The sequence below is a fragment of the Amycolatopsis sp. NPDC049253 genome (assembly GCF_040678995.1).
GTDB lineage: Bacteria > Actinomycetota > Actinomycetes > Mycobacteriales > Pseudonocardiaceae > Amycolatopsis.
Genome location: NZ_JBFAQX010000008.1, coordinates 101059 through 113321, shown reverse-complemented (window position 1 = coordinate 113321; position 12263 = coordinate 101059). Strand labels below are relative to the sequence as shown.

12 protein-coding genes are annotated in these 12263 nt (G+C 73.8%); 4 read left to right on the top strand and 8 right to left on the bottom strand.

Going from position 1 to position 12263, the window contains the following annotated elements; translation table 11 throughout:
* Window positions 1-53: 53 nt before the first annotated feature.
* Both AB0K15_RS20220 and AB0K15_RS20215 read right to left on the bottom strand, forming a co-directional pair.
* Complete coding sequence (locus AB0K15_RS20220; RefSeq protein ID WP_364052299.1) at window positions 54-1157, bottom strand: lysylphosphatidylglycerol synthase transmembrane domain-containing protein; 1104 nt, start codon at window positions 1155-1157, stop codon at window positions 54-56.
* A 98-nt stretch (window positions 1158-1255) separates the two neighbouring features.
* On the bottom strand, window positions 1256-2041 hold the full coding sequence (locus tag AB0K15_RS20215; protein ID WP_364052296.1) for a hypothetical protein: 786 nt from the start codon (window positions 2039-2041) through the stop codon (window positions 1256-1258).
* Window positions 2042-2161: 120 nt separating this feature from the next.
* Between AB0K15_RS20215 and AB0K15_RS20210 the strand changes: the two genes are divergently transcribed.
* A complete protein-coding gene (locus tag AB0K15_RS20210; protein ID WP_364052293.1) occupies window positions 2162-2614 on the top strand; it encodes an Lrp/AsnC family transcriptional regulator in 453 nt (150 codons plus the stop codon).
* A 12-nt stretch (window positions 2615-2626) separates the two neighbouring features.
* On the opposite strand, the gene AB0K15_RS20205 is transcribed toward AB0K15_RS20210, so the two are convergent.
* Genes AB0K15_RS20205 through AB0K15_RS20190 form a run of 4 tightly spaced genes read right to left on the bottom strand, consistent with a single transcriptional unit; the run spans window position 2627 to window position 4861 of the window.
* Complete coding sequence (locus AB0K15_RS20205) at window positions 2627-3346, bottom strand: ESX secretion-associated protein EspG (RefSeq protein WP_364052290.1); 720 nt, start codon at window positions 3344-3346, stop codon at window positions 2627-2629.
* The gene (locus tag AB0K15_RS20200) at window positions 3343-3909 is read right to left on the bottom strand and encodes a PPE domain-containing protein (RefSeq protein ID WP_364052287.1); all 567 of its coding nucleotides are present in this window, start codon (window positions 3907-3909) and stop codon (window positions 3343-3345) included. Before AB0K15_RS20200 ends, AB0K15_RS20205 begins: the two co-directional genes overlap by 4 nt.
* Window positions 3910-3942: 33 nt before the next feature.
* Window positions 3943-4488, bottom strand: coding sequence for a DUF3558 family protein (locus AB0K15_RS20195; protein ID WP_364052284.1), 546 nt, complete (start codon window positions 4486-4488; stop codon window positions 3943-3945).
* On the bottom strand, window positions 4481-4861 hold the full coding sequence (locus AB0K15_RS20190) for a hypothetical protein (protein ID WP_364052281.1): 381 nt from the start codon (window positions 4859-4861) through the stop codon (window positions 4481-4483). Before AB0K15_RS20190 ends, AB0K15_RS20195 begins: the two co-directional genes overlap by 8 nt.
* A gap of 389 nt (window positions 4862-5250) precedes the next feature.
* Between AB0K15_RS20190 and AB0K15_RS20185 the strand changes: the two genes are divergently transcribed.
* The 3 genes from AB0K15_RS20185 to AB0K15_RS20175 are packed head-to-tail and all read left to right on the top strand — an operon-like array spanning window position 5251 to window position 10082.
* Window positions 5251-6210 (top strand): MoxR family ATPase, encoded by a 960-nt coding sequence (locus AB0K15_RS20185; protein ID WP_255638198.1) that lies wholly within the window; start codon window positions 5251-5253, stop codon window positions 6208-6210.
* A gap of 33 nt (window positions 6211-6243) precedes the next feature.
* Complete coding sequence (locus tag AB0K15_RS20180) at window positions 6244-7515, top strand: DUF58 domain-containing protein (protein ID WP_364052278.1); 1272 nt, start codon at window positions 6244-6246, stop codon at window positions 7513-7515.
* Entirely contained in the window at window positions 7512-10082 is a 2571-nt protein-coding gene (locus AB0K15_RS20175) for a DUF3488 and transglutaminase-like domain-containing protein (protein ID WP_364052275.1), read from the top strand. Before AB0K15_RS20180 ends, AB0K15_RS20175 begins: the two co-directional genes overlap by 4 nt.
* Before the next feature lie 247 nt (window positions 10083-10329).
* Here AB0K15_RS20175 and AB0K15_RS20170 read toward each other — a convergent pair whose 3' ends face one another.
* Window positions 10330-10737, bottom strand: a complete 408-nt coding sequence (locus AB0K15_RS20170; protein ID WP_364052272.1) for a DUF3040 domain-containing protein — start codon at window positions 10735-10737, stop codon at window positions 10330-10332.
* 232 nt (window positions 10738-10969) lie between these two features.
* The gene (locus AB0K15_RS20165; RefSeq protein ID WP_364052920.1) at window positions 10970-12187 is read right to left on the bottom strand and encodes a DNA polymerase IV; all 1218 of its coding nucleotides are present in this window, start codon (window positions 12185-12187) and stop codon (window positions 10970-10972) included.
* Between the last annotated feature and the right edge of the window lie 76 nt (window positions 12188-12263).

Here is a 12263-nt window from a genome sequence, read left to right as displayed (position 1 = left end):
TGAGCGCCCGGCCACAAAAAACACCAGCCGCCCAGCGCAGACGCGCCGGCCGATCAACCCTGCGGCAGAGCGGCAGCCGCGGTGGGCTCGTGGCCGTGGGCCGGCGTTGCGTGGGGCTGGAGGGCGTAGACGACCCAGCCGACGAGCGAGAGGCCCGCCCAGCTGATCGCGCGGTAGATCAGCACGGTGGCGGCGGCCGGTGCGGCGGGGACGCCCGCGGCCACCAGCACGCCGAGCAGGCCGGCTTCGGCGAGGCCGGCGCCGCCGGGGAGGATCTGGAGGGCGATGCTGGCCTGGACGACCAGGAAGCCCACGGCGAGGACGTCCCAGCGGATGTGCGTGCCGGTGCCTTCGGCGCTGGCGATGAGGGCGAAGAAGTCGAAGCCCCAGCTGGCGAGCGCGAGGACCAGCAGGGCGCTCCAGCGGGCGCCGCCCGGGCGCAAGCGCGCGACGCGCTCCGACAGCTGGAGCGCGGCGGCGTCGGCCTTCTCGAGCCAGGTCTTGCGGCAGGTGGTGCAGGTGCCCGGGGTACGGCCGAAGACCCGCAACAGCGAGGTGAGCCCGCGGCGCAGGACCGCCGGGTGCGTCAGCAGCGCCCACACGCCCGCGGAGCCCACCGCGACCACGATGGCCGCCGGCACGGCCAGGCGCAGCGGTACCCGGCCGGCCCAGGCGAGGCCGAGAAAGCCGAGGACGATGAGCAGCACGGTGGTGATCACCCCGGCGAGCAGGACAGCCCAGGCCGACAGCGCGCTGTCGACGCCGCGGCGGCGCAGCTGGTTGATCGCGTAGGCGATCGAGCCGGCTCCGCCGACCACGGGGACCGTGGTGGAGACTGCGTTCTGCGCGAAGGTGATGCCCTGCACGGCCGAGGCCGGCACGCGCGCTCCCCCGACCATCAGCAGCTGGCGGTGCAGCTCGCCGTAGACGGCCAGCGCCGTGAGCCCGGCGAGCCCGGCCCCTGCGACCCAGCCCCACTGCACGTGGTCGAGCTGCGAGAACTCCGTGGCCAGCTCCGGCACGCGCCACACGAGGTACCCGAGGGCGGCGACCACCACGGTCCAGTGGAGCACGGGCCGCCAGGGCAGGCGGCGGCGTGCCCGCGGGCGGTGCTCGACCGCTCCGGACGCCGTGTCCGCCATCTCGAGGCTCGTCACGCCCGCCTCCTCCCACTCTGTTCTTAGTGGCGACAACCCCAGTGTGCGGCCAGGCATTCCGTCCGCCGCGACGTGAAGAATCACGCCGCGAATTGCGGTCAGCGGGCTTGACCGGCACCGACGGGCCGCCGTGCTGCCGGCATCCGGCCGACGAGCTGGTCGGCCGCGAACAGCCCGGCGCCCGCCAGGCCGAACGCCGCCACGGGCCCGAGCGGCACGACGCACCACGCCGTGACCACGGCGAACACACACGTGCCGGGCAGCGAGCGCAAGGCGGAGCGCACCAGGGTCTCCGCGGCGGCGAAGCCGGACCCGCGATGGGTGGTCGGGGTGAGGATCGCCAGCACGACCGGCGTGCAGGCGAGCACGCCGGCCAGGTGCGGGCCCAGCAGGCTCGACAGGACGGCCAGCGCCGTCACGACCGCCGCTGCGGCGCCGACGCGCACGGGCACCTCCCAGTGCGGGGGCGGTGTGGTGGTGTCGATCCGGGGCACCGGCGGCCAGGTCACCAGCCCGGCGAGGACGACCGCGCCGGTCACCGCCGCCGCGAGCCACGGCGACCGCACCTCGGCCACCAGCGACAACGCCGCGGCGGCGACGGCGAGCGCCACGGTGGCCGCGACGGCCGGACGCCGCGCCCGGCGGGCGACCCGGCCGTAGCCGAGGCAGAAGGCCGCCACCACGAGCTGGCCGGCGATCATCCCGCGCGCCGCGTCGGCCACGGCGCCGGCGCCGGCACGCGCCAGGAGGACGAGGAGGAACGGGAAGGTGGTGGTCGGGAAGCCCGCGAGCCGCCCGCCGAGCCGCGGCCCGTAGCGGCGCTGGACGACGGTCACGAGCAGGACGCTGATCACGGGCAGCAGGGGCGGCAGCAGGACTTCCATGTCCTGAACGTTTCCAGGAAGTCTGCCGAAGATGGCTCGGAAATCACGGCCCTTGCCGCGGTACCTCCGAGCTTTCCTCGGCACTTGCCCGAGCACGCCGAGTTCTGCACACTCAGCCCCGTGGACGCCATCGACCGCTCGCTCATCCGGCTCCTCGAAGAGGACGCCCGCCGCACCTACAACGAGCTCAGCGCCCAGGTGCGCCTGTCCGCCAACACCGTCGCGGACCGGGTGCGCCGGCTCCGCGCCGCCGGCGTCATCCGCGGCTTCCGGGCCGACCTGGACCCCGCAGCTCTGGGCCGCGGCCTGACGATGGTCAGCGACGTGCGCCTGCGCGAGGACGTCGACCGCACCCGCTTCGAACGCGAGCTGCACCGCGTCCCGCAGGTCGTGTCGGGCGCCCGCATGACCGGTGAGTACGACTACCAGCTCCGCCTCGCCTGCCTGGACCCCGCGGAGTTCGAGACGGTCGTCGACCGCCTCAAGCGCGACCACGGCGTGCGCGAGCTGCGCAGCCGCCTGGTGCTCCACGAACTCGACGTGAGCCCGACCGGCCTGCTCGACCTCGCGTGAGCCGCGGGCGGCTCAGCCGAACAGCGCCAGGACCCGCTCGATCAGCCGCGGCCCGTCGACCGGGGCGACGTTCACCCAGTCCTGCCCGCCCCGCCCCCTCGACACACCGGCGGAGTACGCGCCCACGTCGGTGTCGAACCAGGTCAGCCCGCCGCGGCGCTCGATCCGCCCGCCGCCGGTGCGGGTGTAGACGCCGAACTGCCCCGCCGCGAACACCGGCCGCGCCTGGATCGCGGCGACCTCCTCGGCCTGGCGCGCCGTCGAAGCCGAGGTCGCGGCCGACGTCGAGTCCCACCCCGAAGCCGGCAGGCTCACGCCGAACCCGGGCCCGGCCGACAGCTCCGGCAGCACCTCGACGAGCGCCGAGACGAGCTCTCCCTCGCGGATCCCGCTGAGCCCCACCGTCCGTTCCGGCTGCACCGCCAGCACCCCGTTGCGTCCGCGCACAGCGGTGACACCGCGGAACGGCGTGTCGGCCGTCATGTCCACCAGGGCTTCGCACGCGACGTAGCGCGAACCGCTGTCCAGCAGCCGCAGCCGGTTCTCCAGCTCGGGCGCGAGCCGCCCGTCGAAGAGGCCGCGATCGGCCAAGCCGCGGTAGACCTCGGCGCGCACGGCCGCGCGTTCGGCCTCCGTCGCGCCGACGCCGGGCACCGCCAGGGGCACCGGCACGTGGCCGAGCCCGAGGTCGTGCCACACCACGTCGAAGGCCGACGCGGAGAGCCGGATCAAGCCGGCCCCGAGCCGAGGGCCGGGGTGTCCGGGAACGCGACGCCCGGCACCAGCCCGTGCAACGCCGTGTCGCGGGTGCGCACGACGTCGATCGCCTTCTGCCGCGCCGCTTCGGCTTCCGCGCGGCGGGCATCCATCGCGAAGGACAGCCCGGCGAGTTCCAGAACGTTGCCGCTCGCGGCGGCCGAGCGGATCATCGCGGCCGGGTCGAACTCGACCGGCGGCGGCATCTCGGCCCGCGCCCGCGCCGCGACGTCGGCCTGCCCCGCCACGGCGTCACCGACCACAGTGGACACGGCAGCCGACTCCCCGAGCCAGCCGGCCGCTCGGGCCAGCACCGCGCGCATCGCGTCGCCCGCCGCGCCTTCCCACGTCTCGTGGCTGGCCGCCGACAGCGCGGCGAGCGACGCGGTCGAGTCCTCGAACCTGCGCGCCAGCTCGGTCCAGCGCGCCCCCGCCTGGCCGGCGGCGACGGGGTCGTTGTCCTGCTCGACCTGCGCGGCCAGCGCTTCGTGGCTGAAGGACTCGTAACGGGCCGTCGGCTCGGGCACGGCTGCGGACACGGCACACCTTCCGGTTGACGGGATCGGGAAAGCTCAGGGCAGCTTCGGCTCGACCAGCCCGGCGACGGTCGTCGCGCGGGAGCACGCCAGCGTGGTGTCGGAGAAGCTCGCGTTGCTCACGTCCACCTGCACGCTCGCGGAATCGCCGACGCCGAGGAGCACGGCGCACGTGCCGGCGGCGGCCTTCTTGTCCGCCACCTGCAGCGCCTGGTGCGCACCGACCTTCTTCTTGGTGCGGGTGCCGTGGGAGACGTCGAGGTTGGCGAGCCCGACAGTCTCGTCGAGCGTGACCGTGACACCGAACGTCGAGGGCACGGTCCAGTCGCACGCGCGCGCCTCGCCGATCGTCTTCGGCTTGCCCAGCTCGGTGAGCCCTGCGCTCGACCGGTCGCTCGGCGAGAGCAGCGCGCACGGGTCCAGGTCGGCCAGCGCCGGCCGGGCCGCGCTCGACGGCGCGGGTGCCGGGCCGCCGTCGGCCGCGACCGCCTTCGGGGTCACCGGGCGCCCGCACGCGGCGAGCACGACGAGAGCCGGGACGACCGGCACGAGCAGCAGGAGCTTGCGCACGGGCTCAGCCACCGGCGCAGTCCACGCCGTCGGCCGCCGCGTCGTCCTCGCGCCGGTACTTTTTCAACGCGCTCTCGATGCGTTCCTTGAGTTCTTCGATCTGCCTGCCGAACGCGGTCAGCTGCGCGAGAGCCGACCCCTCGCGGCCGAAGCCGTACTGCGCCATGAACGCGCCGACCTCGCCGGCGTAACCGCTGCCCAGCGGCACCGAACGGCCGAGGACGTTGGCCTCGCGGACCATCTCGCCCACCACGTCCTGAAGTTCGCCGAGCTTCGTGTAGGTGGCCGTCGCCAGCTCCGGCGCCACCGCGAACCGGCCGGAGCCGGACACCGGGCTCGTCAGGCCCGGCACGTCGGGCAGCGGTGCGGCCCCCACCTCGCTCATGAGCGGTTACGCCTCTCCGTAGTCGAGCGAACTCGGTTTCGGAGCATACGTGAGAGCGGTCCGTCAGCGGGAGCACCCGAAAACGCGGCTCCGTACACCCGAACGGTGGACCGACGGCATTACCGGAGAGTCATCGGCAGCCGTTCGCGGGGTTCCGGCGCCGAGTTCGCCCGAGTTTGACACACTGGATGGAACGCTGATCGCTGCGCGGACAGCGAGCGATCCGGCGGAGCCGGTGAAAGCCGCACAGGCATGCGCCACCAGGAGGACGAGTGACGTCGAGAATCCAGTCCGCCACCCCTGCCGGACCGCAGGGCGGCGGGGCCGGGCAGCCGCCCTACCCCTCGGCGGATGCCCCGAACGGGCGAGGCAACGGGTACGCCCCGAGAGTGTCCCTCGACGAGCTGCACGACACGGCCCGCCGGATCGCCGCCAACGTCGAACGCGTGCTGGTCGGCAAACCCGACGTCATCCGGATCGCGCTGGTGACCCTCCTCGCCGAGGGTCACCTTCTCGTGGAGGACGTGCCGGGCGTCGGCAAGACCTCGCTGGCCAAGGCGCTCGCCCGGTCGATCGACTGCACCGTGAGCCGCGTGCAGTTCACCCCCGACCTGCTGCCCAGCGACGTCACGGGCGTGTCGATCTACAACCGCCAGACCGGCGAGTTCGAGTTCCGGCCCGGACCGGTGTTCGCGAACATCGTGGTGGGCGACGAGATCAACCGCGCCTCGCCCAAGACGCAGTCGGCGCTGCTGGAGTGCATGGAAGAGCACCAGGTCACGGTCGACACCAGCACGTACCTGCTCGGCGCGCCGTTCATGGTGATCGCCACGCAGAACCCGATCGAGATGGAGGGCACCTACGCCCTGCCCGAGGCCCAGCGCGACCGCTTCACCGCGCGGGTGTCGATCGGCTACCCCGACCAGCAGGCCGAGCTGGCCATGGTCGACGAGCACGCGGGCCACAACCCGCTGGCCGAGCTGTCGGCGGTGTCCGACGGCGCGACCGTGCAGCGACTGATCGAGACCGTGCGCGCGGTGCACATGGCGCCCGAGGTCCGCCGCTACGCCGTGGACCTGGTCTCCGCGACCCGGCAGGTGCCGGAGATCCGGCTGGGCGCCTCGCCGCGCGCGACGCTGCACCTGGTCCGCGCCGCGCGGGCGCAGGCGGCGCTGTCGGGCCGTGAGTACGTGGTGCCGGACGACCTGCACACGGTCGCCGTGCCGGTGCTGGCGCACCGGCTCGTGCTCACCACCGAGGCGCACGCCGCCCGCCGCTCGGCGACCGACGTGGTCCGCGCTGTGCTGCACCGCGTCCCCGTCCCCCAGGGCTCCACCGGCACCCGCTGACCGGCGATCCCCTTACCCGAATCCGAGAACCGCATGCTGCGTGCACTGTCCGGCCTGACCACCCGCGGCCGCTGCCTCCTGGCCGCGGGGATCGCCGCGGCCGTGTGCTCGCTGGTGCTCAACGAGCGCGACCTGCTGCGCGTCGCCGTCTTCGTGGTAGCGCTGCCGCTGCTGGTCGCGGCGTTCATCTCGGCGACCCGGCTCCGCCTCGGCGCCGCGCGGGCGCTGCGGCCGGAGCGCGTGGCCGTCGGCGCGAGCGGCGAGGTGCACCTCGAGCTGTGGCGCAGCGGCCGGCTCCCGGGCGGCGAGGTGCTGCTCGAGGACGGCGTGCCGTACGCGCTGGGCTCGAAGCCGCGGTTCGTGGTCGAGCGGCTGCCGCACGACCGCCGGGTGCTGCTGCGCTACCCGCTGCAGCCGCTGCTGCGCGGGATCCAGCAGGTGGGGCCGCTGCGCGCGACGATCACCGACCCGTTCGGGCTGTGCGAGTTCGAACGCGAGCTGATCGGGCACTCGCGGCTCGTGGTCGTGCCGCGCGTCGTCGCCCTGTGGGGGCTGCCGGGCGGCGCCGGGGTCGGTGCGGGCGACGACGGCACCGTGCGCCTGCACGCCGGCCAGGGTGAGCCCGACGTGATCGTGCGCCACTACCGCACCGGCGACGACATGCGGAAGGTCCACTGGCGCTCCACCGCCCGCCGCGACGAGGTCATGGTGCGCGTGGAGGAACGGCCGTGGCGGGGCGGCACGACCGTGCTGGTCGACCACCGCGCCGCCGCCCACCACGGCACGGGCCCCGCGGCCAGTCTCGAGTGGGCGGTGTCGTTCGCGGCCTCGGTCGCACTGCACCTGCGCCGCTCCGGCCACCGCGTCCGCCTGGTCACCGAGCACGGCATCACGCTCGCCGACACCCCGGGTGAAGGCGGCGACGGTTACGACAACGTGGTGCTCGACGCGCTGGCCGGGCTGCAGCCCGCGCACCAGCGCGACGTGACGCTGGGCCACGACCCGGCCGAAGGACAGGAGCTCATCGCGGTGCTCGGCACGGTCAGCGCGGAGTCGGTGCACGAGCTGGCCCGCTACCGCCCGCGCGGTGTCCGCAGCCTCGCGGTCCTGCTGGACACGCCGGGCTGGGCGGGGTCGGGCTCGTCCGACCACCAGGCCGCGGCCACGAAGGACGCCGCCGAACTGCTGCGCGCGAACGGCTGGGGCGTCGTGATCGCCGGCCCGCAGACGCCGATGCCGCAGGCGTGGGCCGAGCTGTGCCGCACGGGTGCCCACCGCGCCGCCCTGATCGGCGGTACGCGATGACCACGACGGCACCCCCTCCGCCCGTTTCCCACGTTCCCCCGCCGATCCCGCACACGCCGACCCCGCAGCCGGCCGCCCCGCCGCCGGTGTGGTCGAGCGGCATCCTGCCCCCGGTGGCCGCGGGCGTCGCGACGTTGTGCGCGGCCACGTCGCTGACCGGCGTCGTCTCCGGGTGGGCGTGGTTCGGTTACCTGTTCGTGGCGGTCATCCTGATCGCGTCGACCGGCCTCGCGTTGCGCTCGCTGCGCGCGCCGACCGTGCTCGTCGGGCTCGGCCAGCTCCTGGTGCTGCTGTTCCTGGTCACGGGCGCGTTCACCACGCAGGGCATCCTCAAGATCATCCCGGGGCCGATGGCCTTCAGCGAGCTGCAGGCGACGCTCGCGGCGTCGGCCGAGCAGATCCGCACCGGGCTGCCGCCGGTCGAGGGCACGCAGCCGATCCTGTGCCTGGTGACGATCGCGATCGGGCTGGTCGCGGTGCTCGTCGACACGCTCGCGGTGGCCGCCGCGGCGCCGGCGGCGACGGGTCTGGTCCTGCTGTGCGTGTACGCGGTGCCGGCGGCGCTGTCCGACGAAATGCTGCCGTGGTGGACGTTCCTGCTCGGCGCGGCCGCGTTCGCGTGCCTGCTCGCGCTCGACGGCAACCACCGGCACCGGCGCTGGCGCAACCGTGAGGCGCCGGGTTCGGGCGGGCGCGCACGCGCGCTGCAGGCGCCCGTGGCCGTGGTGAGCGCCGCCATCGTGCTCGGTCTGCTCGGCGGTGGGATCACGTGGGTGGGCACCGTCGGGAAGATCCCGTTCGGCGCCGGCTCGGGTGCGGGCGGCGACGGCAGCGGCGGGTTCGGCGTCGCGCCGTTCACGCAGCTGCGCGGCCTGCTCGACCAGGGTGAGAATACGGAGCTGTTCCAGGTCCGCGGTCTCGGCAACGACCGGCGGTACCTGCGGGCGTTCACGCTCGACACGTACACGCCCAACCAGGGCTGGGGCCTGCGCGGCGGCGGCCAGGCGCAGACGGGTGTGCTCGCCAACAGCACGCTGCCGGCCGCGCCGGGCGACGACGGCACCGGCGTGTCGCGGCAGATCCAGATCCAGCCCACGCGCTGGGTCGACAACTGGCTGCCCGTCTACGGTGCGCCGCGGGCGCTGCGCGGGCTTTCGCCGCAGTGGCTGTACGACCGGGTCAGTGGCGCCGTGTTCACCACGAAGAGCGAGCCCGCGCCGACGTACACCGAGGTCGCGTCGCTGAAGGAACCGACCGCCGCCGAGCTGCGGGCGACCGACCCGAAGTCCGACGAGGTGCCGGCGTTCTACTCGCAGATCGGCCGCGTGGACCCACGGGTCGTCGCGAAGACCAACCAGCTCATCGCGGGCAAGACCGACAACTTCGACAAGGCCACCGCGCTGTGGCAGTTCTTCAGCGCGCAGAACGGTTTCGTGTACGACACGAAGACCGCGGACGCCACGGACGCGGACGCTCTGGCCGACTTCATCCTCAACGGCAAGCGCGGCTACTGCGAGCAGTACGCGTCGGCGATGGCCGTGATGCTGCGCGTCGCCCACATCCCCGCGCGCGTGGCCATCGGCTTCACGCCGGGGGTGCCGAAGGGCGACTACCAGTCGATCAGCACGCAGGACGCGCACGCGTGGGTCGAGGCGTACTTCGGTGACAAGGGCTGGGTCAGCTTCGACCCGACCCCGCTCGCCGACGGCCGCGGCATCGTCCCGTCGTACCTCCAGCAGAACAACCAGAACTCCCAGCAGCCCGACGCCACCGACGACCTGCCCACCGCGCCGCGCTCCAACGCCCCCACCACGCAGTCGCCCCTCGACAAGGGCCAGAACGAGGCCACCCCGACCACGACCGCCACGGCCGAATCGCAGGACGGCTGGCTCGCGATCCTCGCCGCCGTGCTCGCCGTCCTGGGCGCCGCGGCGGTGGTCACGGCCTACGTCCTGCGGCGGCGGCCTCCGGCTCCGGGAGCCGCGGCTCCGGGGCTCCCGCCCGGCGTCGTCCCGGACGGCGACGTCCTCGTCCGTGCTCCGGCTCCGGCCGCCGCGCGCACCAGCCAGGTCGCCCTGTGGCTGCCCCTGACGGGCGGCGTGCTCCTCGTTGCGGCGCTGGGTTTCCTGGCCGGCCTCGTGGCTTGGTGGTTCGCCGTGATCGTCGTGCTGCTCCTGGTCGGCTTGGGCGGCCCGGCCGCGGTCCGCGACTTCACCCGCCGCCGCCGGCTCCAGGCGATCGTCACCCACGCACCCGGATCCGCCGACGCGGCGTGGCGCGAGCTCAAGGCCGAGTGCGCCGACCGCGGCCTTCCGCTGACCGGCAGCGACACCGTCCGCGTGGCCGGGCAGAAGATCGCCGAGCGCCACCACCTGGACGACTCCGGCCGCGACAGCCTGCGCACCGTGATCGGCGCCGTCGAGCGCACGTGGTACAGCGGTGCGACCACGGCGGACCCGGACCTGGCCCCGGCCTTCGACCGCCTCCGCCACAGCTTGCGCACGACGGCCCCGCTGTCCTGGCGGGGGCGCCTCTTCCCGAAGTCGATCCTGCGGCGCCACTCCTGACCCACGCGGTTCCCGGCCCCGGCTCGCCGATCCCTCTGGCGACCGGGGCCGGCGCTCGTCTCGGGTGAGCAGACGGGGATGGGTCCGGCACGCGTGGCCGGGTCCGGGGACTCACCCGCGAGGACAAGATCCAACGAGCCTCAGCCGAGACCTGTCGCGGTGCGGCTTCGACCAGGCCCGCGCACACGAGAATCCGCGCTCCACCCCGGCCGGGTGAAGCGCGGATCCCACGATCTGCCGAAGGGAGCTACTGCTCCTCGAAGCGCTGGCGGAAGCGTTCTTCCATGCGCTGCGTGAACGAGCTCTTGCCGCCCGATCCCTTGCCGCCACCACCGCCGCGGCCGGAGTCTTTGCCGCCTCCGCCGCTGTCGCCGTGGCGTAGCGACGTGACCGCCATCAAGACCCCGAAGAACATCACGAGGAACCCCAGCACGCTGATCAACGGGATGTCGGCGACCCGCAGCACGGGCACCACCACGCCGAGCACCAGGAGCGCTACCCCCACCACGAACAGCGCGATCCCTTGAATGCGCCGTCGACGGGCGGGGCGGCGCAACCGGGTGCCACGCACCGTGGATGCGAACTTGGGGTCCTCGGCATAGAGCTCGCGCTCGATCTGATCGAGCAGCCGCTGCTCATGCTCGGAGAGTGGCATCTTTCCTCCTCCGGCACAGCTGTCGCGGGCGCCGGGCCGCGCAACGTTCTGGACCCAACAGCCAGCCCCAGGCGGGGTGGCACTGTCCAGGATACGAGCCCCGCGCGCGTCCGACTACCCGATCCCGCATCCAGAAGGGATCGAATTGGGGGAAATCACGACTGACGTGGGTTGACACTGGGTCACGACGGCCCGCTTGCGGCCCCGCGGAGGACACAATGGGCGACACAGGTCACGTCTCCCGGGGCGTCAGCAACGACGCGGGGCGCACCGCGGCCGACCCGAACTTCGACCTCGCCACGTCGGCGGCCACTTCCGCGTCACGCCAGCGCGGCTCGGCGGAGGCGAACTGGAGCTGCTCGCCACCCTCGCCCGTGTCCAGCCCCTCCACGCGCACGCCGATCAGCCGCACGGCCCCCGTGGGTGCGTGCTCGGCGAGCAGCTCGACCGCCGTCCGGTGGATGTCGCGAGCGACGTCCGTGGCCGCGTACAGCGTGCGCGCCCGGGTGATCGTGGTGAAGTCGGCGAACCGGACCTTGATCGACACCGTGCGCCCGCGCAGCCCGCGCGCCCGCAGGGTCGCCCCGACCCGTTCGGACAGCCGCAGCAGCTCCAGCCCCAGCTCGTCGCGGCTGTGCAGGTCGACCTCGAACGTCCGCTCCGCCCCGATCGACTTCTCCGCCGCCTCGGGGACCACGGCGCGGTCGTCGTGCCCGTTGGCGAGCGCCCACAGGTGCTCCCCCATCGCGTTGCCCAGCGACCGCCGCAACCGCGCGGGTGGCGCGGCAGCGACGTCGGCGATCGTGTGCAGCGCCTGCCCCCGCAGCTGCTCCTCGGTGCGCTTCCCCACGCCCCAGAGCGCCGAGACCGGCAAGGGGTGCAGGAACGCCAGCGTCTCGGCCGCCGGCACCACGACCATCCCGTCGGGCTTCGCCATCCCCGACGCCAGCTTCGCGACGAACTTGACCTTCGCGACGCCCACCGAGCACGTGATCCCGTGCTCGGCCTGAACGCGCGAACGGATCCGCGCGCCCAGCTGCGCGGGCGTGGCCCCCAGCCGCCGCAGCGCCCCGCTCACGTCCAGGAAGGCCTCGTCGAGGCTCAGCGGCTCCACGAGCGGTGTGAGCTCGCGGAAGATGTCCATCACCCGCCGCGAGACCTCGCCGTAGAGCCCCGACGTGGGCGTGAGGCAGATCAGGTGCGGGCACAGCCGTTTCGCCGTGGCGAACGGCATCGCCGAGTGCACGCCGTACTTGCGCGCCGGGTAGTTGGCGGCGGCCACCACCGACCGCGGCCCGCCGCCGGACACGACGACGGGCTTGTCCACCAGCTCAGGCCGCGTCCTCAGCTCGCACGACACGAAGAACGCGTCCATGTCCACGTGCAGGATCCCGCAGCCGGTGTCGTCCGGCAGCGTCTCGGCACCCGTGGTGACGCGGTAGCGGGCCATGCCGCTGGGCAGTTCGGCGTTTCTGCTCCCCACGGGGACCGACGTTACCGGCGACCACCGACAATTCCGGGAATGC